This window comes from Streptomyces sp. NBC_00045, from assembly GCF_045041095.1.
GTDB lineage: Bacteria > Actinomycetota > Actinomycetes > Streptomycetales > Streptomycetaceae > Streptomyces.
This window is the reverse complement of record NZ_CP108271.1, coordinates 3,482,365-3,502,302: the sequence shown is the minus strand read 5'-3', so window position 1 is coordinate 3,502,302 and position 19,938 is coordinate 3,482,365. Positions and strand designations below refer to the sequence as shown.

21 protein-coding genes and 1 tRNA gene are annotated in these 19,938 nt (G+C 71.7%); 10 read left to right on the top strand and 12 right to left on the bottom strand.

Annotation, left to right across the window (positions count from 1 at the left end; all coding sequences use genetic code 11):
• Nucleotides 1-19: 19 nt before the first annotated feature.
• Nucleotides 20-604 (bottom strand): hypothetical protein, encoded by a 585-nt coding sequence (locus OHA65_RS16245; protein ID WP_328763008.1) that lies wholly within the window; start codon nt 602-604, stop codon nt 20-22.
• 203 nt (nt 605-807) lie between these two features.
• On the opposite strand from OHA65_RS16245, the gene OHA65_RS16240 reads away from it, so the two are divergent.
• The gene (locus OHA65_RS16240) at nt 808-1,029 is read left to right on the top strand and encodes a hypothetical protein (RefSeq protein WP_327283822.1); all 222 of its coding nucleotides are present in this window, start codon (nt 808-810) and stop codon (nt 1,027-1,029) included.
• A gap of 4 nt (nt 1,030-1,033) precedes the next feature.
• Here the strand turns inward: OHA65_RS16240 and OHA65_RS16235 are convergent, their stop codons facing one another.
• From OHA65_RS16235 to OHA65_RS16225, 3 genes are all read right to left on the bottom strand, one after another.
• A complete protein-coding gene (locus OHA65_RS16235; protein WP_371646853.1) occupies nt 1,034-1,546 on the bottom strand; it encodes an MscL family protein in 513 nt (170 codons plus the stop codon).
• A 174-nt stretch (nt 1,547-1,720) separates the two neighbouring features.
• On the bottom strand, nt 1,721-2,293 hold the full coding sequence (locus OHA65_RS16230; RefSeq protein ID WP_328763005.1) for a hypothetical protein: 573 nt from the start codon (nt 2,291-2,293) through the stop codon (nt 1,721-1,723).
• Nucleotides 2,294-2,442: 149 nt separating this feature from the next.
• Nucleotides 2,443-2,769: a helix-turn-helix domain-containing protein gene (locus tag OHA65_RS16225; RefSeq protein WP_328763003.1), complete on the bottom strand. Its 327-nt coding sequence runs from the start codon at nt 2,767-2,769 to the stop codon at nt 2,443-2,445.
• Between the two features lie 110 nt (nt 2,770-2,879).
• On the opposite strand from OHA65_RS16225, the gene OHA65_RS16220 reads away from it, so the two are divergent.
• Nucleotides 2,880-3,860, top strand: a complete 981-nt coding sequence (locus OHA65_RS16220) for a zinc-binding dehydrogenase (protein ID WP_328763002.1) — start codon at nt 2,880-2,882, stop codon at nt 3,858-3,860.
• A gap of 11 nt (nt 3,861-3,871) precedes the next feature.
• Here OHA65_RS16220 and pyrF read toward each other — a convergent pair whose 3' ends face one another.
• From pyrF to OHA65_RS16190, 6 genes are all read right to left on the bottom strand, one after another.
• Nucleotides 3,872-4,570: an orotidine-5'-phosphate decarboxylase gene (gene pyrF, locus OHA65_RS16215; protein WP_328763000.1), complete on the bottom strand. Its 699-nt coding sequence runs from the start codon at nt 4,568-4,570 to the stop codon at nt 3,872-3,874.
• A 16-nt stretch (nt 4,571-4,586) separates the two neighbouring features.
• Nucleotides 4,587-5,144 (bottom strand): carboxymuconolactone decarboxylase family protein, encoded by a 558-nt coding sequence (locus tag OHA65_RS16210; protein ID WP_327283815.1) that lies wholly within the window; start codon nt 5,142-5,144, stop codon nt 4,587-4,589.
• A gap of 101 nt (nt 5,145-5,245) precedes the next feature.
• A complete protein-coding gene (locus OHA65_RS16205) occupies nt 5,246-6,079 on the bottom strand; it encodes an S-methyl-5'-thioadenosine phosphorylase (protein ID WP_327283814.1) in 834 nt (277 codons plus the stop codon).
• Nucleotides 6,080-6,177: 98 nt separating this feature from the next.
• Complete coding sequence (locus OHA65_RS16200; protein ID WP_054226644.1) at nt 6,178-6,468, bottom strand: FmdB family zinc ribbon protein; 291 nt, start codon at nt 6,466-6,468, stop codon at nt 6,178-6,180.
• A 67-nt stretch (nt 6,469-6,535) separates the two neighbouring features.
• Nucleotides 6,536-7,849, bottom strand: coding sequence for an MFS transporter (locus OHA65_RS16195; protein WP_327283813.1), 1,314 nt, complete (start codon nt 7,847-7,849; stop codon nt 6,536-6,538).
• Between the two features lie 409 nt (nt 7,850-8,258).
• Nucleotides 8,259-9,761 (bottom strand): potassium/proton antiporter, encoded by a 1,503-nt coding sequence (locus tag OHA65_RS16190; RefSeq protein ID WP_327285681.1) that lies wholly within the window; start codon nt 9,759-9,761, stop codon nt 8,259-8,261.
• 247 nt (nt 9,762-10,008) lie between these two features.
• Between OHA65_RS16190 and OHA65_RS16185 the strand changes: the two genes are divergently transcribed.
• Nucleotides 10,009-12,864, top strand: coding sequence for a penicillin acylase family protein (locus tag OHA65_RS16185; protein ID WP_327283812.1), 2,856 nt, complete (start codon nt 10,009-10,011; stop codon nt 12,862-12,864).
• Here OHA65_RS16185 and OHA65_RS16180 read toward each other — a convergent pair.
• Nucleotides 12,854-13,468 carry a 5-formyltetrahydrofolate cyclo-ligase gene (locus OHA65_RS16180; protein ID WP_327283811.1) on the bottom strand — a complete coding sequence of 205 codons (615 nt, stop codon included), beginning with the start codon at nt 13,466-13,468 and terminating at the stop codon, nt 12,854-12,856. The genes OHA65_RS16185 and OHA65_RS16180 overlap by 11 nt on opposite strands.
• Nucleotides 13,469-13,564: 96 nt before the next feature.
• On the opposite strand from OHA65_RS16180, the gene galU reads away from it, so the two are divergent.
• The 7 genes from galU (at nt 13,565) to OHA65_RS16145 (ending at nt 18,982) form a co-directional block, all read left to right on the top strand.
• Nucleotides 13,565-14,467 (top strand): UTP--glucose-1-phosphate uridylyltransferase GalU, encoded by a 903-nt coding sequence (gene galU / locus OHA65_RS16175; protein WP_327283810.1) that lies wholly within the window; start codon nt 13,565-13,567, stop codon nt 14,465-14,467.
• A 3-nt stretch (nt 14,468-14,470) separates the two neighbouring features.
• The gene (glp, locus tag OHA65_RS16170; RefSeq protein WP_328762999.1) at nt 14,471-15,811 is read left to right on the top strand and encodes a gephyrin-like molybdotransferase Glp; all 1,341 of its coding nucleotides are present in this window, start codon (nt 14,471-14,473) and stop codon (nt 15,809-15,811) included.
• Nucleotides 15,812-15,885: 74 nt separating this feature from the next.
• On the top strand, nt 15,886-16,398 hold the full coding sequence (moaC, locus tag OHA65_RS16165; RefSeq protein ID WP_327283808.1) for a cyclic pyranopterin monophosphate synthase MoaC: 513 nt from the start codon (nt 15,886-15,888) through the stop codon (nt 16,396-16,398).
• Nucleotides 16,399-16,520: 122 nt separating this feature from the next.
• Nucleotides 16,521-17,012 (top strand): MogA/MoaB family molybdenum cofactor biosynthesis protein, encoded by a 492-nt coding sequence (locus OHA65_RS16160; protein WP_327285680.1) that lies wholly within the window; start codon nt 16,521-16,523, stop codon nt 17,010-17,012.
• A 17-nt stretch (nt 17,013-17,029) separates the two neighbouring features.
• The gene (locus tag OHA65_RS16155; RefSeq protein ID WP_327283807.1) at nt 17,030-17,638 is read left to right on the top strand and encodes a GNAT family protein; all 609 of its coding nucleotides are present in this window, start codon (nt 17,030-17,032) and stop codon (nt 17,636-17,638) included.
• A gap of 154 nt (nt 17,639-17,792) precedes the next feature.
• Complete coding sequence (locus OHA65_RS16150) at nt 17,793-18,833, top strand: hypothetical protein (RefSeq protein ID WP_328762998.1); 1,041 nt, start codon at nt 17,793-17,795, stop codon at nt 18,831-18,833.
• Between the two features lie 75 nt (nt 18,834-18,908).
• Nucleotides 18,909-18,982 (top strand) — tRNA-Ala (locus OHA65_RS16145).
• A 252-nt stretch (nt 18,983-19,234) separates the two neighbouring features.
• Here the strand turns inward: OHA65_RS16145 and OHA65_RS16140 are convergent.
• Nucleotides 19,235-19,843: a hypothetical protein gene (locus OHA65_RS16140; RefSeq protein WP_405762045.1), complete on the bottom strand. Its 609-nt coding sequence runs from the start codon at nt 19,841-19,843 to the stop codon at nt 19,235-19,237.
• Nucleotides 19,844-19,938 lie beyond the last annotated feature (95 nt).

Genomic DNA, 19,938 nt, shown 5'->3' with positions numbered 1-19,938 from the left:
GCCCGCACCACCGGGAGACCTATGAGCCCGGGGCCACCATCGGCGAATGGCGGCCCGAGGACGAGGACTTCTGGCAGTTCACCGGCCGTGCGGTCGCCCAGCGCAACCTCTGGGTCTCCATCCCGGCGCTGATGCTGGGCTTCGTGGTCTGGCAGGTCTGGTCGGTCACCGTGGTCAAGCTGAACGACGTGGGCTTCGGCTTCTCGAAGTCCCAACTGTTCTGGCTGACCGCCATCCCCAAGCGGGAGAAGGGCAGCGTCAACGGCCTCAACGGCGGCCTCGGCAACCTCGGCGTGAGCGTGGTGCAGCTGGTCGCCCCGTTGGTGGTCACCACCGCCGTGCTGGGGGCGCCGGCGGGCGGCCCGCAGCACGACGCGAAGGGGAACAGCGACATCTGGCTCCAGAACGGCGCGTTCCTCTGGGTGCCGCTGCTGGTGATCATGGCGCTGCTCGCCTGGTTCCTGATGAACGACCTCAGGGTGGCCGCGGCCCCCTTCAGCCAGCAGAAGATCATCTTCAAGCGCAAGCACAACCCCGAGGGGCGGGGCGCCGAGGCGCAGGCCGCGGCGATGAAGCAGTCGGAGATGGAGGCGGGTGCCGTCACCGGCTTCTCCTCCGCCATCGCCGCCTACGGCTTCTTCTTCATTCCCGCGATGTTCGCAGCCATGGCCGTCACGAGCGCGTTGTGGCTGTTCATCGGCTTCTACACCACCTGCCTGACCGTGTGCTGGTGGTTCTACGCCCGCCAGGGCGCCGAGGCCCCCAGCTGCCCCCGGGCGGGGCCGGGGGCGGCCGTACCCTGGAGGCATGAGCACCGCCCCCGCCTCCGACCCGCAGTCCTCGCAGCCCGACTCCCGGCCCGAGGCGGCGCCCGCCGCGGGGCCCAGGCCGCGGCTCGTCTTCGACGACCCGCTCGACCAGCAGTCCTCGGACGACACCGACCGCGGGTGGGGCGAGCGGCCGCCCGCCGGGGGGAGCGCCGCCGACCTGGCCCGCTTCCTCGACGAGAAGCCGCCGCACCACATCTGACCTGCTAGTACCCCGAGCCCGGGTGTCCGGAGTAACCGCCCTGACTGCCCTGGCCGCCGTGGCTGCCCTGGTTCCCGTAGCCGGTCTGGCCGTGCTGACCGTTCTGGGTGCTGTGGGCGCGCTGGGCGACCAGCTCGTCCCGGATCTCCTTGAGGACCACCAGCTCGGTGATCTCCATGGTTTCCTGGACGCCCTCCCTGGCCCGGCGGCGCTGCTCCATCCTGGCGAGGTACTTCGCCATCGGCAGCACCATCAGGAAGTAGACGACTGCGGCGGTGATCAGGAAGGTCAGCGCGGCGTTCAGCACCGATCCCCAGAGGATGTTCACGCCGATGGCATCCCCCTTCGCATCGATGCCGCAGGGACCCTTCAGGCAGGACGTGTAGCCGTCCAGGCTCTTCGTGCCGACGGCGCCCACCAGGGGGCTGATGATCCCCTTCACCACCGAGTTCACGATGTTCGTGAACGCGGCGCCGATGACGACCGCCACCGCCAGGTCGACCACGTTGCCGCGCATCAGGAAGGCCTTGAAGCCCGCCAGGACGCTCTCCTTCTTCTTCTCGCTCACCACTGAGCCTCTCTTCGAATCCGCCGAACATGGAGCCAACGGTTCCGAAAGCTACGGCAGTCCGGGCCCGGCGTGTCCAATCGGTGCCCGTCTTGTGGCGACTTGACTGCACGCCCGTCCGATTCAGCACAACGTCACCGCCAGTCGCGCCACGGTGCCGGCCCCGACGAGGGCCCGCGCGGTGTCCCGGGGGACCGACAGGACCACCAGCGCCCCACCGTCCCCGACCCCCTTCTCCGGAGCGGGCACTTCGACCACCCGCGCGCCCGCGGCCACCACCCGCGGCGGCCCGGTCCGCTCCGCCGCGACCACGTCCACCCGGTCCCCGGGCCGTAGCAGCCGCACCGTCGCCGCGTCCGCGATGCGTACCGGCGCCGATACCCACCGCACCGCCGCGGGCGGCGGTTTCACCTCCGGCGGCGGCGCACCCCGCGAAGCCTGTGCCTCCGTGCCGCCCACGACTGCCAGTGCGGCCGCCACGACGGCCAGGCCGGCCGACGCGGCTCGCCGCCGACGCCGCACGGCACGGCGCAGGCGGTCCGCGCCCCGGCCCACGCGAAGCGGAGGAAAGGGCGGTACCGGGCGCGCGGGGGGACACGTGGAGGGAGGGAAGGCGGGGGAGGGGGCGGAAGGGGCGGGGGCGCACGCGCTCTTGGGCATGGTCTTGGACATGGCCTCGGGCATGGTCTTGGACATGACGGACACCACCAGCGGGTCGAGTTTCCGGTGCCCGGACCCAGCGCCCGGACACCCCTCACGATCTGCCGCCCCGCGAAATCCCGCTCGCGCCTGTGGACGATCCCCAGCCTGTGGACATCGCCGCCACCCACACGGGTGAGCAGCCGTCAGGCCCCGGTGTTCTCCTCGCGCAGGACCAGGGCCAGCAGCCCCGGGAAGCGCGTGTCGAACTCCGTGCGCCGCAGCCGGTTGACGCGCCCCCGCCCCTGGTCGCGCTGCTCCAGCAGCCCGGCCGCGCGCAGTACCGCGAAGTGGTGGCTGAGGGCGGCCTTGCCGACCGGCACGTCGAAGGTGCCGCAGGCGCGCTCCCAGTCGGCCGCACCCGCGAGCTCCCGTACGAGCCGCAGCCGCACCGGGTCGGCGAGCGCGGCGAGGGCGGCCTGGACGGGCACCTCGTCGGGGTGGGTGTGCTCGGGTTCGGCCCGGTGTCCCATCGCGGTTCCCCCTGTCCCGGTGCGGCCTTGCGAAATGTTCGATGGAAACCGTACATTCGTGGTCCGCAGTGTTCGTATTTCATTGAACAGTCTAGCCGGGGGTACCAGCCGTGCACGCAATCGAGTTCCAGGAGTTCGGCGGACCCGCGGTCCTCCACGTCGCCCAGGTCCCCGTGCCCGAGCCCGGCCGGGGCGAGGTGAGCGTCGACGTCGCCTACGCCGGAGTCAACTTCGCCGACGTCCTGGCCCGGGCCGACGGCTACCGGGTCCCGGCCCTGCCCTTCCGCCCCGGCCTGGAGGTCTCCGGCCGGATCCGGGCCGTGGGCCCCGGCGTCGAAGGCCTGCGCCCCGGCCAGGAAGTCGCCGCCCTCACCTCGCACGGCGGCTACGCGGAGGTCGCCGTCGCCCCCGCCGCCACCGTCTTCGCGCTTCCCGAAGGCATCTCCCTGCGCACCGCCGCCACCCTCCCGACCGTCCTGCCCACGGCCCAGGGGCTCGTGCACCAAGTCGGCCGACTGCGCGCCGGGGAGACCGTACTCGTCCAGAGCGCGGCGGGCGGCGTCGGCACCGTCGCCGGCCAGCTCGCCCGCCTCGCCGGGGCGAGCGCCGTCTACGGGGTCGTCTCCCGCCCGGAGAAGGCCGGGGAAGCCCTCAAGCACGGCTACGACGAGGTGTTCGTCGGCGACGGGTTCACCGAGGACGTGCGCCGGGCCACCGGCGGCCGCGGCGTCGACCTCGCCCTCGACCCCGTCGGCGGCGACACCTTCCGCCGCAGCCTGGATTCCCTCGCGCGCTTCGGCCGCCTCGTCGCCTTCGGCAACGCGGGCGGAGCCGCCCCCTGGCAAATCGGGCAGCCCGAGCTGAACCCGCGCGGGCTCTCCGTCGGAGGCTTCTCCATCCTCGCCCTCGCCCAGGACGACCCCGAGGCGCTGCGCGCTCTCGCCGCCGAATCGTTCGGCTTCGCCGCCCGCGGCGAGGTCGAGCTGCCGGTCACGGCCGAGTTCCCGCTCGACCGGGCGGCCGAGGCCCACCGACTGCTGGCCGGCCGAGCCACCACCGGCAAGCTCCTGCTGCGGGTCGCGGGCGGGTGAGCGGCGGGCCGCTACCCGCCGGCCCGTACGCGCCGCAGCGCGGCCACCGGGTCGGCGGCCCGCGTCACCGACCGGCCCACCACCACGTGCGAGGCCCCGGCCGCGAAGGCGGCCTGCGACGTTGCGGCCCGGGAGCCGTGCTCGCCCGCGCTCCCGCCCGGCAGGGTCACGCCCGGCGTCACGATCAGCGGTCGTGGCCCCAGCACGCCCCGTAGCGCGCCCGCCTCGCGCGGCGAGGCGATGACCCCGTCGCAACCGGCACCCACCGCCAGCCGGGCCAGCCGCAACACCTGCTCGTCGGTGGTCGTGCCGCCGCCCATGCCGATGTCGGCGAGGTCGCTCCCGGTCATGCTCGTGACCACCGTCAGCGCGAGCACCCGCAGGCCCGGGAACTCCCGGGCCGCGTCCACCGCCGCGGCTATGATCCCCGTACCGCCCATGGCGTGCACGGTCACCATGGACGCGCCCAGGGCGCCCGCGGCGCGCACCGCGCCGGCCACGGAATTCGGGATCTCGAAGAGCTTCAGGTCGAGGAAGACCTCGTGCCCGCGCCCGACGAGGTCCTCGACCAGTGCGGGCCCGGCGGCGGTGAGGAGCTCCAGCCCGATTTTGTAGTGGCTGCAGGCGTTCCCGAGCCGCGCGACCAGCGCCTCGGCGTCCCGGCGGCTCGTGAAGTCGAGGGCGACGATCGTCCCGTTGTCGTTGATCACCCCGCCATTGTCAGGTTCACTGCCGGGTCGGGATCTCGCAGGCCTCCGAGAACCCTTGGCTGGTCAGCCCGAAGGCCCGGTTGGCCCGCGAGCGCAAGTTCTCCAGGGCGACCATCGCGGTGAGTTCGACGAACGCCGCCTCCCCGAGGCGCGCGATCAGATCCGCGGCCAGTTCGTCCGTGACCACCGGCTCGGTCTCCGTCATGGCCTCGGCGTACTCCATGACCAGCAGCTCCAGCTCAGAGAAGGCCTCGCGGTGCTCCCGCCAACGCGGCACCCGCTCGATCTTCTGCGCGGACAGTCCCCGTTCCAGCCCCTCCCAGTAGCCGAAGTCCATGCACCACGAGCAGTTGATCCGGGCCGCGGCGGCCATCACCGCCAGGTGCTTGAGCCCGGCGTCGAGGGCGTTCCACTTCGCCGCACGCCGTTCGAGGCGGACGTACGCGAACAGCACGCGCCCGTTGTGTCCGTACGCCCGGCCGGGGTCGAGCACCTTGCCGTACCGGCGGCGCGAGTACCGTGCGCCGATGCGCATGAGGAGGGTGCGGGGCGGGCTGAGCGAGATGCGCGACATGGCGGTCGCCTCCTGGATCGAACGGTCGGTCTCGGTGGTCCTTCACCAGCCGAGACCGGACAGCCCGCAGAAATGTGACGGCCCCGCACGGATTCCCGCGGTTACGGGAGGTCTATGCCCAGGTCCCAGCCGTCGTGGGCGTGGGTGCACAGGCACGCGCGGGATTCCGTGGGCGGGAGGGCCGCCACCGCGTCGAAGAGGACCTCGCGCAGGCGCCCGACGTTCTCGCCGAACACCTTCAGGACCTCCGTGTGGGACACGCCCTCGCCCGTCTCCGCGCCCGCGTCCAGGTCGGTCACGAGCGCCATCGACGTGTAGCAGAGCCCCAGCTCGCGGGCGAGGACCGCCTCCGGGTGGCCCGTCATGCCGACGACCGACCAGCCCATCGCCGCGTGCCACTTCGATTCCGCGCGGGTCGAGAAGCGCGGGCCCTCGACCACGACCATCGTGCCGCCGTCCACCGGCTCCCACGCGCGGCCCCGCGCCGCGGTCACGGCCACCGAGCGGCCCACCGGGCAGTACGGGTCGGCGAACGTGGTGTGCACGACGTTCGGGACGGTCCCGTCGGGCAGCGGCTCCCCGTCGAAGAAGGTCTGCGCCCGGGACTTCGTGCGGTCGACCAGCTGGTCGGGAACGAGCAGCGTGCCCGGACCGTACTCGGCGCGCAGCCCGCCGACCGCGCACGGGCCGAGCACCTGGCGCACGCCCAGGGAGCGCAGCGCCCACAGGTTGGCCCGGTAGTTGATCTTGTGGGGCGGGACCTTGTGGCTGCGGCCGTGGCGGGGAAGGAAGGCCACCTGGCGCCCGGCCAGTTCGCCGAGGAAGAGGGAGTCGCTCGGGGGTCCGTACGGGGTGTCCACCCGGACCTCGGAGACGTCCTCCAGGAAGGAGTAGAAGCCCGAACCGCCGATGACACCGATCTCTGCGTTAGCCATGGCGCCACCCTAACCGGGCATGCACAAGGCCCCGCCGCCCGGAAGGGGCGACGGGGCCTTGCGAAGAACGGACGGGCTCAGAGATCGGGGATCCGCGATCAGGCAGCCGAGGTGGAGCTGCTGCTCGACGACGAGGACGTCGACGAAGCGGCGGGGGCTGCCGGGGCGGCGGGCGTGGACGGCTTCGAGGCAGGGGTGCTGCTCGACGAAGCGCCGCGACTGTCGTTCCGGTAGAAACCGGATCCCTTGAAGACGATGCCGACCGCGGAGAACACCTTCTTCAGGCGTCCGTGGCAGTTCGGGCACTCGGTCAGTGCGTCATCGGTGAACTTCTGCACGGCCTCAAGGCCCTCACCGCACTCGGTGCACTGGTACTGGTAGGTCGGCACGAATTTCCTCCTGGCACTCTGACTCAATGAGTGCTAACGACGTTCCATGGTGACGTATTCCGGCCGATCAGTCCACCGTCACCGGCACGCGGTGACCGACACCACGCTCGTTCGCCCGTGCGGCCGTCGCCGTCGGCGCCGACGAGTTGATGATCCGGCTCGGTGCCTTCGGGGCCAGCTTCGCCCGCAGCGCGAGCAGGGTGGCCAGCGCCAGCACGGTGCCCGCCATGGGCACCAGGAAGCCGTACGAGGACCCGTGCGCGTCCGTCAGACGGCCGGCCAGGGTCACGGCGGTGGCCTGACCGAAGGCGACCGCGCCGGTCAGCCAGGTGAAGGCCTCGGTCCGGGCGTTGGCCGGGATCAGTGACTCGATCATCGTGTAGCCGGTGATCAGGGCCGGGGCGATGCACAGGCCGACGACCAGGCCGAGGGCGCCCAGCAGGACCATCGAGTGCGCGGTCCACAGGACCGAGGCGGCCACGGTGAGGCCGGTGTAGCCGAGGAGCAGCCGGCGGCGCGGGCCGATCTTCCAGGCGATGGCGCCGCAGGCGATGCCCGCGGTCATGTTGCCGGCCGCGAAGATGCCGTAGAGGAGGCCGTTGGCGCCCGGGTTGCCGATCTCGTTGGAGAAGGCCGCCAGCGACACCTGCATGCCGCCGAAGACGGCGCCGATGCCGAGGAAGGCCACGATCAGGACGCGCAGGCCGGGGAAGGACAGTGCGGAGGCGTGCTTCTCGCCGCCGGCCGGGGCGGCGTGCACCTTGGGCTGGGTGGCGCGCTGGGCGGCGAAGACCAGGCCGCCGGCGAGCGTCAGAGCAGCCTCGGTGATCAGACCGGCGGCCGGGTGGACGCCGGTGCACAGGGCGGTCGCCAGGACCGGGCCGACGACGAAGGTGAACTCGTCGGTGACGGACTCGAACGCGGCGGCCGTCGGCAGCAGCGGGGAGCCTTCCAGCCGGGCGGCCCAGCGGGCCCGGACCATCGGCCCGACCTGCGGGACGGAGGCGCCGGCGGGGACGGCGGCCAGCGCCAGGGCCCACACGGGGGCGCCCAGCAGGGCGAGTGCCGCGAGGGTGCTGACGGCGGCGGAGTGCATGAGGACGACGGGGGCCAGGACGGCGCTCTGGCCGCGGCGGTCGGTGAGCTTGCCCATCACCGGGGCGGACAGCGCCATCGAGACGCCGGTGACGGCGGCGACGATGCCGGCGCTGCCGTAGGAACCGGTGGTGTGCTGCACGAGCAGCAGGATGCTGATGGTCAGCATGCCGAAGGGGAGCCGGGCGGCGAATCCCGGGAGAACGAAGCCGAGGGCGCCGGGCGTGCGCAGCAGCTGCCCGTAGCCGGGGCGGGCGGAGTTGTCGGTCGTGACCGCGGATGTCACGGCCTGGCCTTTCCGCTGCCTGGTAGAGCGTCCCCGTCTGCGGACGGTGTGCCGCCTCGTGAGCGACCGCACCCGTACATGTGGGAGCCCCGAGAGCTGTCCTCTTGCGCAGAACCGAGTGATACCTGGGCGCCCACTGCGGGAGGGTGCCACGGCCGCTTTGCGGTCGCGCCAGCTCTGCGTCAGGCAGAGTTGGTTCGATGTGGTGTGCCTTTATCGTACAGGCAGACCGGCTTTGTGTCCTGTGATTCCGGCGACAGGTTGTGCCTTCACCTGCGATTAACTGGAAGTTCGCATTCCATGGGACGGGAAAGCGGGGTGAAACGGGCCGCACACCGCGAAAACACAGATTTAGAATGACGTTCTAACGCTCTGTTGAAGTCCTTGCGGCGCCCGCCACGGCCCCGGCTCAGGCTCCGTTCGAGCCCGTCCCGAGCCATCCGGCCAGCTTGCCGCCCCGCGCCACCGCCCGCAGTCGGGCCTCCGCCGCGTCCCGTACCGGATCGGTGGCCACCACCAGCAGCTCGTCTCCGCGCCGCAGCACCGTCGACGGCAGCGGTACGAAGCTCTTCGCGTCCCGGACCACCAGCGTCACCGAGGCCCCGGGCGGCAGCCGCAGCTCGCTCACCTCGACGCCGTGCATCCGCGAGGCGGCCGGGATGGCGAAGGACAGCAGGTGCCCGCGCAGCTTCTCCAGCGGCGCCGACTCGATCCCGAGGTCGGCGGCGGTCTCGTCGGTGTCGCCGAGTTCCAGCTTGCGGGCCAGCCAGGGCAGCGTCGGGCCCTGCACCAGCGTGTAGACCACGACGAGCACGAAGACGATGTTGAAGACCCGGTCGCTCCCCTCGATCCCGGTCACCATCGGGATGGTGGCCAGGATGATGGGCACGGCGCCGCGCAGGCCCGCCCACGACATCAGGGCCTGCTCCTGCCACGGGATGCGGAAGGGCAGCAGGCTGACGAGGACCTCCAGCGGCCGCGCCACCATCGTCAGCACCAGGCCGATGACCACCGCGGGCCAGAAGTCGTTCACCAGCTCGTGCGGGGTGACCAGCAGGCCGAGCAGGACGAACATGCCGATCTGGGCGATCCAGCCCAGCCCGTCCGCGAACCCCCGGGTCGCCGGCCAGTGCGGGAGCTTCGCGTTCCCGAGCACCATCGCGGCGAGGTAGACGGCGAGGAAGCCGGAGCCGTGCGCCATCGCGCCGGCCGCGTACGCCGTCACGGCGATCGCCATCACGGCGATCGGGTAGAGGCCGGAGGCGGGCAGGGCCACGTGTCGCAGGCCGTACGCCCCCAGGAAGCCCACCGACAGGCCGATCGCGACGCCGATCGCCAGCTCAAGGGCGATCTTGGCGACCAGGACGAACCCCGGGTCCACCGGGCCGACGGTCGCGAAGGCGACGACCAGGATGACGACGGGAGCGTCGTTGAAGCCCGATTCGGCCTCCAGCACGCCCGTGACCCGGGAGGGCAGCGGGACCTTGCGCAGGACGGAGAAGACGGCCGCGGCGTCGGTCGAGGAGACGACCGCACCGATCAGCAGCGCCTGCCGCCAGTCCAGCCCGACCAGGTAGTGCGCGCCCGCGGCCGTGACGCCGACGCTGATCGCGACGCCGACCAGCGACAGCACGATCGCGGCCGGTAGGGCCGGCTTGATCTGTTTCCACTTGGTGCCCAGACCGCCCTCGGCGAGGATCACGACCAGCGCGGCATAGCCGATGACCTGGGTCAGCTCGGCGTTGTCGAAGACGACGTTGCCGATGCCGTCCTGGCCTATCGCGATGCCTATGCCGAGGTAGATGAGCAGGCTGGGGAGGCCGCTGCGTGAAGAGATGCGTACCGCCGCGACGGCGACGAGCAGCACGAGCGAGCAGACCAGCAGGAGCTCATTGAGCGTGTGGACGGTCAGCGGGCGGCCCTTTCCTCAAGTCGCCAGGCGGAACGTTCCTCCTCCGGGCGACAAGTCCGGCAAGATCGATAAGTACTTCGTTACCTTACCTAATATTTGACGCGCCCTTTACGCGATAACCACATTGTGAAACGCCCGTTCGGTCCTGTCCTCGTCACCTCGACCCCTGGCGGATCAATGGACGGGGTCCTGCGCCTATGGTTGCTCCCAGCACTCCCAGGACCACCCTGCCCCTCTAAGGACAGCGATGCCCGCCAACGAAACCGCCCCTTCCGTCAAGAAGAAGGGACGACGCGCCCGTCTGATCGTGCTCGTGCTGGTCCTGGCGCTCCTCACGGGCTTCGGGTACGGGACGTACTGGAGCATGGACAACGTCCGTGCCTCGTTCCCGCAGGCCACCGGCACCCTGAAGGTCCCCGGCCTGACCGGGACCGTCGAGGTCAAGCGCGACTCCCACGGCATTCCCCAGCTCTACGCCGACAACGACGACGACCTCTTCCGCGCCCAGGGCTTCGTCCACGCCCAGGACCGCTTCTGGGAGATGGACGTCCGCCGCCACATGACCTCGGGCCGGCTCTCCGAGATGTTCGGGCCCGGCCAGGTCGAGACCGACGCCTTCCTGCGCACGCTCGGCTGGCGCCAGGTCGCGCAGGCCGAGTACGAGACGAAGCTCTCGCCCGAAACCAAGAAGAACCTCCAGGCCTACGCCGACGGGGTCAACGCGTACCTGAAGGGGAAGTCCGGCAAGGACCTCTCCGTCGAGCACGCCGCCCTCAAGCTCAGCGACGACTACCAGCCCGAGCAGTGGACGCCGGTGGACTCGGTGGCCTGGCTCAAGGCGATGGCCTGGGACCTGCGCGGCAACATGCAGGACGAGATCGACCGCGCGCTGATGTCCAACAAGCTCACGCCGCAGCAGATCGACGAGCTCTACCCGCCCTACCCCTTCGACCGGAACAAGCCGATCGTCGACGCGGGCAAGATTGAGGGCGGGAAGTACGCCCCGCAGGGCAGCGCCGCCGCCGGCTCCACGGGATCGGGCACCGGCAAGGGCTCCGGTGGCAGCGCCACCGGCTCGCAGGCCTCCACCGGCTCGCAGGGCTCGTCCGCCCCCACCACGCCCACCGGCCTGGCGGACGACACCACCGCCCAGGGCGCGACCGTGGGCCTGCGCACCTCGCTGACCTCCCTCGCCAAGACCCTGGACCAGGTCCCCGCGATCCTCGGCCCCAACGGCAGCGGCATCGGCTCGAACTCCTGGGTCGTCTCCGGCCAGTACACGACCACCGGCAAGCCGCTGCTCGCGAACGACCCGCACCTGGCCCCGCAGATGCCCTCGGTCTGGTACCAGATGGGCCTGCACTGTCGCGCGGTCTCGAACCAGTGCAAGTACGACGTCGCCGGCTACACCTTCTCGGGCATGCCCGGCGTGGTCATCGGCCACAACGCCGACATCGCCTGGGGCATGACCAACCTCGGCGCCGACGTCACCGACCTCTACCTGGAGCAGGTCAAGCCCGAGGGCTACGTCTACGACAACAAGGTGGTCCCCTTCGCGACCCGCGAAGAGGTCATCAAGATCGCGGGCGGCACGAGCAAGAAGATCACCGTCCGCACCACGAACAACGGCCCGCTGATCTCCGACCGCAGCGACGAGCTCGGTACGGTCGGCAGCCGCGCCCCCGTCCCCAGCTCGGCCCCGGACCGAGGCAACGGCTACGCCGTCGCCCTGCGCTGGACCGCCCTGGACCCCGGCAAGTCGATGGACGCGGTCTTCGCCCTCGACCGGGCCAAGGACTTCGCGGGCTTCCGCGCCGCGGCCCGCGACTTCGAGGTGCCGTCCCAGAACCTGATCTACGCCGACAACAAGGGCCCCTCGGGCAACATCGGCTACCAGGCGCCGGGACGCATCCCGATCCGCGGCGCCGGCGACGGCCGCATGCCGGCCCCCGGCTGGGACTCCAAGTACGCCTGGAAGGGCGGCAAGGACGGCTACGCGGGCTACGTCCCGCAGGACGAGATGCCGTACGACTACAACCCGTCGCGCGGCTACATCGTCACCGCGAACCAGGCCGTGGTGGAGAGCGGGACCGGCGCGGGCAAGTACCCGTACGTGCTGACCACGGACTGGGGCTACGGCGCCCGCAGCCAGCGGATCAACGACCTCATCGAGGCGAAGATCAAGGACAGCGGCAAGATCTCCACCGATGACATGCGCGGCATGCAGATGGACAACAGCAGCGAGATCGCCGCGCTGCTGACCCCGATGCTGTCCAAGATCGAGGTCTCGGACCCGGACGTGCGCTCCGCGCAGAAGCTGCTGGACGGCTGGAACTACACGCAGGAGCCCGACTCGGCGGCGGCCGCGTACTTCAACGCGATCTGGCGCAACATCCTCAAGCTGTCCTTCGGCGACAAGATGCCCAAGGAGCTGCGGATCGAGGGCAGCTGCATGAACGTCCAGGAGGAGAGCAGCGGTCCGGTCGACGACCTGGCCAAGACGGTCCGCGAGTGCGGTGCGCGCGACTCCGACTCGGCGCAGCCGGATGGCGGCGACCGCTGGTTCGAGGTGGTCCGCCGCCTGGTCAAGGACGAGAAGTCGGCCTGGTGGCAGACGCCGGCCGCCCGCAACAAGCCGGCGACCACCACCCGCGACCAGCTGTTCGCGCGGGCCATGAAGGACGCCCGCTGGGAGCTGACCGCCAAGCTCGGCAAGGACCAGTCCACCTGGAGCTGGGGCCGCCTGCACCAGCTGACGCTGAAGAACCAGACCATCGGCACCGAGGGCCCCGGCTTCATGCAGTGGCTCCTCAACCGCGGCCCGTGGAACCTGGGCGGCGGCGAGGCCACCGTGAACGCGACCGGCTGGAACGCCTCCAGCGGCTACGGGGTCACCTGGGTCCCGTCGATGCGCATGATCGTCAACCTCAGCGACCTGGACAAGTCCCGCTGGATCAACCTGACCGGCGCCTCGGGCCACGCGTACCACGACAACTACTACGACCAGACGGACATGTGGGCCAAGGGCGAGCTGCTGGACTGGGCGTTCGGCAAGGAGGCCGTGGACAAGGCGACGGTGGAGACGCTGACGCTCAAGCCGTGAACCTGACCACCCCCGACGGGGTGGCCACCGCCTGAACGGGGTGGTCGTGCGGTTCCTCCGGGACCCGCGCGACCACCTCTTCGTCGTAGAGGAGCACGACCAGCGCGGGGTGCGCCCCGGCGCGTGCCAGACGTGCCAGCACCCGGTCGTACGAGCCCCCGCCGCGACCCAGGCGCATCCCGCGGCCGTCTACGGCCAGCCCGGGCAGCAGGACGGCGTCGGCGCCGGTGACGGCGTCCGGTCCGAGCCGCGGCCCGGCCGGCTCCAGCAGCCGCATCCTGCCGGGGTGGGCGGCCTCGGCGAGGCTGTCCGGGCCTTCGTACCCGGCCCAGTCGAGATCGTTGTCGGGCAGCAGGAGGGGCAGCAGCACCCGCTTCCCGGCCGCGCGCAGGGCGTCGAGCAGATCGCGGGTGCCGGGTTCGGTGCCGACGGAGACGTACGCGGCCACCGTTTGCGCATCAGCCAGTTCGGGCAGTTCAAGGGCGGAACGGGAGAGCGCGCGGGCCGACGTGCGCAGGGATTCGGGGGACAAGGCGCGGCGGGCGGCGAGGAGTTCTCGGCGCAGCCGGGCCTTTTCGGACGGGTTCGGCGGGTTCCCTACCACAGCTGACTCTGATTTCCTTTCAAATCGGTGCATTATCGGACCTAGTTACCGGAATCAAACCCGGAGTGGTCCGTACGACCCACTATCGTTCTGCCCATGACTCAGTTGCACCCTGTGATCAAGAAGGCCGTGATCCCGGCCGCAGGTCTCGGTACCCGCTTCCTTCCGGCGACCAAGGCGACGCCCAAGGAAATGCTCCCGGTCGTGGACAAGCCGGCCATCCAGTACGTCGTCGAGGAAGCCGTGTCAGCCGGCCTGGACGACGTCCTCATGATCACAGGACGTAACAAGCGCGCCCTCGAAGACCACTTCGACCGCAACTACGAGCTGGAGTCGGCCCTCATCGCCAAGGGCGACGACGACCGTCTCAAGAAGGTCCAGGAGTCCAGCGACCTGGCCACCATGCACTACGTCCGCCAGGGTGACCCCCGCGGCCTCGGCCACGCCGTCCTGTGCGCCGAACCGCACGTCGGCGACGAGCCCTTCGCCGTCCTCCTCGGCGACGACCTGATCGACCCCCGCGACCCGCTGCTGCGCCAGATGACCGACGTCCACGCCCGCACCGGCGGCACCGTCATCGCCCTCATGGAAGTCGACCCCGCCAACGTCCACCTCTACGGCTGCGCCGCAGTCGAGGCCACGGACGAAGCGGACGTCGTCAAGATCACCGGGCTCGTCGAGAAGCCCGACCCGGCGGACGCCCCCAGTAACTACGCGGTCATCGGACGGTACGTACTCCACCCCGCGATCTTCGACATACTGCGGGAGACCGAGCCGGGCCGCGGCGGGGAGATCCAGCTCACCGACGGCCTGCAGAAGCTGGCCGCCGACGAGACCGTGGGCGGCCCGGTGCACGGCGTGGTCTTCCGGGGCCGCCGCTACGACACCGGGGACCGCGGGGACTACCTGCGGGCCATCGTCCGCCTCGCGTGCGAGCGTGAGGACCTGGGCCCGGAGTTCCGCACCTGGCTTCACCGTTACGTCACGGAGGAGATGTAGGACTTGAGCAGCCGCGCACCGCAGGACACCGGCCACGTCGCCCAGCGTCTGTGGTCGGTCGACGAGCACCTCGCGGACGTCCTCGCCGCGATCCGGCCGTTGGAGCCCATCGAGCTCCAGCTGCTCGACGCCCAGGGCTGCGTCCTGGTCGAGGACGTCACCGTGCCCGTCGCCCTCCCGCCCTTCGACAACAGCTCCATGGACGGCTACGCCGTCCGCACGGCCGACGTCCAGGGCGCGAGCGGGGAGTTCCCCGCGGTGCTCACGGTCATCGGGGACGTGGCGGCGGGCAGCGGCGAGCTGCCCACCGTCGGCCCCGGCCAGGCCGCCCGCATCATGACCGGCGCCCCGCTCCCGCCCGGCGCCGAAGCCGTCGTTCCGGTCGAGTGGACCGACGGCGGTACGGGCGGCGGCGCGGCCGCCGGCATGACCCCGGCCAGCGCGGCCCCCGAGGGCGCGGGCGGCGAGGTGCGGGTGCACCGGGCCGCCGAGCCGCGGGCCCACGTACGGGCGCGCGGCAGCGACGTCCAGGCCGGGGACCTCGCCCTGGCCGCCGGCACGGTGCTCGGCCCGCCGCAGATCGCGCTGCTCGCCGCCATCGGGCGGGGTGCCGTACGGGTCCGCCCCCGCCCGCGGGTGGTCGTGCTGTCCACCGGCAGCGAGCTGGTCCAGCCGGGCGAGTCCCTGGCCGCCGGGACGATCTACGACTCGAACAGCTTCGCGCTGGCCGCCGCAGCGCGCGACGCCGGGGCGATCGCCTACCGGGTCGGGGCCGTCGCCGACGACGCCGACACCCTGCGCTCCACCATCGAGGACCAGCTGATCCGGGCCGACCTGCTGGTCACCACGGGCGGCGTCAGCGTCGGCGCGTACGACGTGGTCAAGGAGGCACTGTCCTCGGTCGGCGGCGAGGAGGACGGGGCCGACGGCGGGCGGATGGACTTCCGCAAGCTCGCGATGCAGCCCGGCAAGCCGCAGGGCTTCGGGACCATCGGCCCGGACCACACCCCCCTGTTGGCCCTGCCCGGCAACCCGGTGAGCTCGTACGTTTCCTTCGAACTGTTCGTGCGCCCCGCGATCCGCACGCTCATGGGCCTGCCGGACGTCGCCCGGCCCAGCGTGCGGGCGACCCTGAAGGCCGACGAGGCACTGGGCTCCCCGGCGGGCCGCCGCCAGTTCCTGCGCGGCACGTACGACCCGGAGAGCGGCACGGTCAGCCCGGTCGGCGGATCCGGCTCCCACCTGATCGCGGCGCTGGCCCACGCCGACTCCCTGATCGTCGTACCGGAGGACGTCACCTCGGCGGAGCCGGGGGCCGAGCTCGAAGTGGTCCTGCTCGGCTGAAGCCCGGCCGGTGCGGGTAGCGTGTTGCACCACACAGGCCCTTGCGGGGCCCGGAGCGGGAGCGGCACGAACCTATGGCAGCGTTTTCCCGGGGGGAGACCCCCGGCACCCCTGAGCACAGCAGGCTGACGCACATCGACGAGGCCGGCGCGGCCCGCATGGTGGACGTCTCGGAGAAGGACGTCACGACGCGGACGGCGCGGGCCAGCGGGCGCGTGCTCGTCTCCGCCCGGGTGATCGAGCTGCTGCGGGGCGAGGGCGTGCCCAAGGGCGATGCCCTCGCCACCGCGCGGATCGCGGGGATCATGGGCGCGAAGAAGACCCCCGACCTGATCCCGCTCTGCCACCCGCTGGCCGTGTCCGGCGTGAAGCTGGACCTCTCGGTCGCCGACGACGCCGTCGAGATCCTCGCCACCGTCAAGACGACCGACCGCACGGGCGTCGAGATGGAGGCGCTGACCGCCGTCGCGGTCGCCGGGCTCACCGTCATCGACATGGTGAAGGCCGTCGACAAGGGCGCCGTCATCACGGACGTCCGGGTGGAGGAGAAGACCGGCGGCAAGTCCGGCGACTGGACGCGCGCGTGAACGCCCCGCGCGGCGGCGACGCCTTCAGCCACGTCTCCGCCCCGGAAGCCGCTCCGGAGGCCGCCCCCGTCGGGCAGGCGGCGGACGCGGCCCGTGAGCCCGGGCGCCCCCCGCGCGGGCTCGTGGTCACCGCCTCGAACCGCGCCTCGGCGGGCGTGTACGCCGACCGGGGCGGGCCGCTGCTGGCCGAGGGCCTGGAGCAGCTCGGATTCACGGTGGACGGCCCGCGGGTCGTCCCCGACGGGGACCCGGTCGAGCAGGCGCTGCGCGAGGGCGTGGCCGCCGGGTACGACGTCATCCTCACCACCGGCGGCACCGGCATCTCGCCGACCGACCGCACCCCGGACGCCACCGCGCGGGTGCTGGACTACGAGATCCCGGGCATCGCGCAGGCCATCCGCGCCGAGGGCATGGTGAACGTGCCGACCGCGGCCCTGTCCCGGGGCCTGGCGGGCGTGGCCGGCCGCACCCTGATCGTGAACCTGCCCGGCTCCACCGGCGGCGTCCGTGACGGCCTCGCGGTCCTCACCCGGATCCTGCCGCACGCCGTGGACCAGATCCGGGGCGGCGACCACCCCGCGCCTCCGGGTAGATCCGCCGGGAGCCCGAGCTGAACGGACCTTCCTGGCCGGTGGTGCTGACCGACGGCGACGTCACGCTCCGGCCGATAAAACTGCGGGACCAAAACGCCTGGCGCGAGGTCAACCGGCGCAACCGCGACTGGCTCCGGCCGTGGGAGGCGACGATCCCGCCGCCCGCGCCGTGGGGGCCGGTGATCCACCGGCCTACGTACCGGCAGATGGTCCGCCATCTGCGGGCCGAGGCGAACGCGGGGCGGATGCTGCCCTTCGTCATCGAGTACCGCGGCCGCCTCGTGGGCCAGCTGACGGTCGCCGGGATCACCTGGGGCTCGATGTGCGCGGGCCACGTCGGGTACTGGGTGGACCGCGAGGTGGCGGGCCGGGGCGTGATGCCGACGGCGGTCGCGCTCGCCGTTGACCACTGCTTCACGAAGGTCGGACTGCACCGGATGGAGGTGTGCATCCGCCCGGAGAACGGGCCGAGCCGGCGCGTGGTGGAGAAGCTGGGCTTCCGGGAGGAGGGGCTGCGGCCGCGCTACCTCCACATCGACGGCGCATGGCGCGACCACCTCGTGTACGCGCTGACGGCGGAGGAGGTCCCGGAGGGTCTGCTGCGCCGCTGGCACCGGGGGCGCACGCAGGGAACCACACCCCAATAAACGAATAGTTGTTCGAATTATCGGGGACGGGAACCGATTCGCCCATAACCTGATCCGAAGAATCACAAAAAAAGTCCGTGATATCAGCCGGTTCGTGCGACACACCGGTCCAATTGGCGGATCCGCCCGGCCGCGCCCCTCTACGGTGTGAGGTGTGAGCAGCAGCGGCCTCATCTACGCAGTCATTGTCGGGGCCTGGGCCGCCTACTTGGTGCCCATGTGGCTCCGGAGGCAGGACGAGCTGAACGAAGCCCGTCCGACGGAACGCTTCTCCACCGCCATTCGGCTGCTTTCCGGCCGGGCGGGAATGGAGCGCCGTTACGCCAAGGGGCTGCGGGAACGCGGCGACCAGGAGGCTGAGCCCCAGTACCGCGCGGACCCGGACGCCGCGACGGAAACGGTGAATTCCGTGGACGCCGACGCCCGGGCCCTCGGCGTGCCCCCGACCAGGGCGGAGCCGAGGTCGGCCGTCGCGGAGCGGCACCGGCGCGAGCAGCGTCTCCAGGTGCTCGCGCGCCGCCGGCGCACCACCGCGCTCCTCTTCCTGATCTTCACGCTCGGCGCGATCGTCGCCGCGGTCGGCGGCCTGGGCTACCTCTGGGCGCCCGCGGTGCCGGCCCTGCTGCTGAGCGTGTACATCGTGCACCTGCGGGTCCAGGAGCGGCGCCGCTACGAGTTCACCATGGACCGGCGGCGAGCCGAGGCCGCCGCGCGGCAGCTGCGCGAGAACCGTCCGCGCCGGCGCGAGCCGGAGGCCGCCGCGGGATCCGAACCGGACCCCGCGCCACCCGTCTCCCCGCAGGAGGCCGGGCGGCGCGCGCTGGTCGAGCAGACCGACCACGCCGAGTGGGTGGACCAGCAGCGCGAACGCGAACGCGGCCCCGCCCGCGGTGACAGCTGGGAGCCGGTCCCGGTCCCGCTGCCGACGTACGTCACGGCCCCGGTCGCCCCGCGCGCCACCGGTCCGGCGGCCCCGGACGCCTGGAGCGCGACCCGCTCCAGCACGGCCGAGCCGACGGACCCGCGCTTGCGCGCCCAGCCGGCGCCGGCCACCCCGAAGGCCGAGCCGAAGGCGGACCGGAAGTCGGACCAGAAGGCCCACCCGAACGCCCGCCCGCGCGGCCAGGGCCGAGGCCGCACACCGCTGTTCGACCAGTACGAGAGCGATGACCGCCCCCGCGCCGCGAACGAATGATGGACCTGCGCGGACGCTCCCCGGTATCGGTTTTGGAGCACCCGCGCGGGGATGCTAATGTTTCACACGTCGCAAGGGCCTGTGGCGCAGTCTGGTAGCGCACCTCGTTCGCATCGAGGGGGTCTGGGGTTCAAATCCCCACAGGTCCACAAACGACAGTTCACGACTTAGGTCGCGAACGGTTCACGAGATCCCGCTCAGTTCATCGAACTGGGCGGGATTTCGCATATCTGAGGCTTGGTAGGGCAGGGGCGCCGCTCCGGGAGGCCGGGGGCGGATCCGTGGGCAGGGCGAGCGGAGCATGCGATGAGTTCGCGGGCATGCCGAAGCGGCCGCGGGGCCGGTGTGACCCTGCGGCGCGCTGTGGTGTCGGTTGTGGATCCCGTTCTTGCCGTGCGTGTCTAGGGTTCCGGGGGCGCGGTGCCGGTGATCGTCTGTGCCTCGGCTGCGGCCTGAACATCGGACTCGTAGGGGTCGGGTGTGGTGGGGATGTGCCCGAGGGCGTAGAGCTCCTCGCGCCATTGGCGTCGGTCGCGCAGATATCCCTCGATGCTCCTGAGGTTCTCCACGAGGAGCTGTACGGCGCTCAGCAGGGTCTGGGCGACGCGGCCGCGGCTTTGACGCCTCTCGCGGGAGTGCAGGAACGTGTCGACGTTCTTGGCGCGGCCGTTGAGGCCCTCGATGTGACTGCGGAGGCTGCGGTATGCGCGCTGCCAGGCTGCGCGGCCCCAGGGGAGCTCCTGGCGGAGCTTGGGCATGAGGTCGGTCGGCACGGTGATGGTGGACTGTTGGCAGATCGCGGGCCGGCGGTGGCTGGGGCGGTCAGGCGGCCGTACCTGCGGGCGTGCACCGGTATGTGCCTTGCGGGCGCGGGGGTTGTCGAGGTCGATGGTGTGGGACGTGCGGACCGGGCGCGGTGGCGAGGTGCGGGCGCGTGCTCGGATCGAGGCGGTGTCGCGGTCCTGGGCCCAGGGGCAGGTGACGCGGGGGCTGGTTCCTGCGGCGGGCACTGTCGCCGTTCCAGGCCGCGGCTGTCGGCGGACTGCTTGAGCGGGAGCACGTAGGGGTCCGCTTGGTGCCCGCCATCTGGTGGTATCCGTCGATG

Coding starts and splice junctions, on each gene's coding strand:
- OHA65_RS16210 (WP_327283815.1), bottom strand. CDS start 5,144: ATGTCGCGCATCTCGCTCAGCCCGCCCCGCACCCTCCTCATGCGCATC.
- OHA65_RS16205 (WP_327283814.1), bottom strand. CDS start 6,079: ATGGCTAACGCAGAGATCGGTGTCATCGGCGGTTCGGGCTTCTACTCC.
- OHA65_RS16185 (WP_327283812.1), top strand. CDS start 10,009: ATGCCCGCCAACGAAACCGCCCCTTCCGTCAAGAAGAAGGGACGACGC.
- OHA65_RS16225 (WP_328763003.1), bottom strand. CDS start 2,769: ATGGGACACCGGGCCGAACCCGAGCACACCCACCCCGACGAGGTGCCC.
- OHA65_RS16230 (WP_328763005.1), bottom strand. CDS start 2,293: ATGTCCAAGACCATGCCCGAGGCCATGTCCAAGACCATGCCCAAGAGC.
- moaC (WP_327283808.1), top strand. CDS start 15,886: ATGGCAGCGTTTTCCCGGGGGGAGACCCCCGGCACCCCTGAGCACAGC.
- OHA65_RS16240 (WP_327283822.1), top strand. CDS start 808: ATGAGCACCGCCCCCGCCTCCGACCCGCAGTCCTCGCAGCCCGACTCC.
- OHA65_RS16235 (WP_371646853.1), bottom strand. CDS start 1,546: ATGCGCGGCAACGTGGTCGACCTGGCGGTGGCGGTCGTCATCGGCGCC.
- galU (WP_327283810.1), top strand. CDS start 13,565: ATGACTCAGTTGCACCCTGTGATCAAGAAGGCCGTGATCCCGGCCGCA.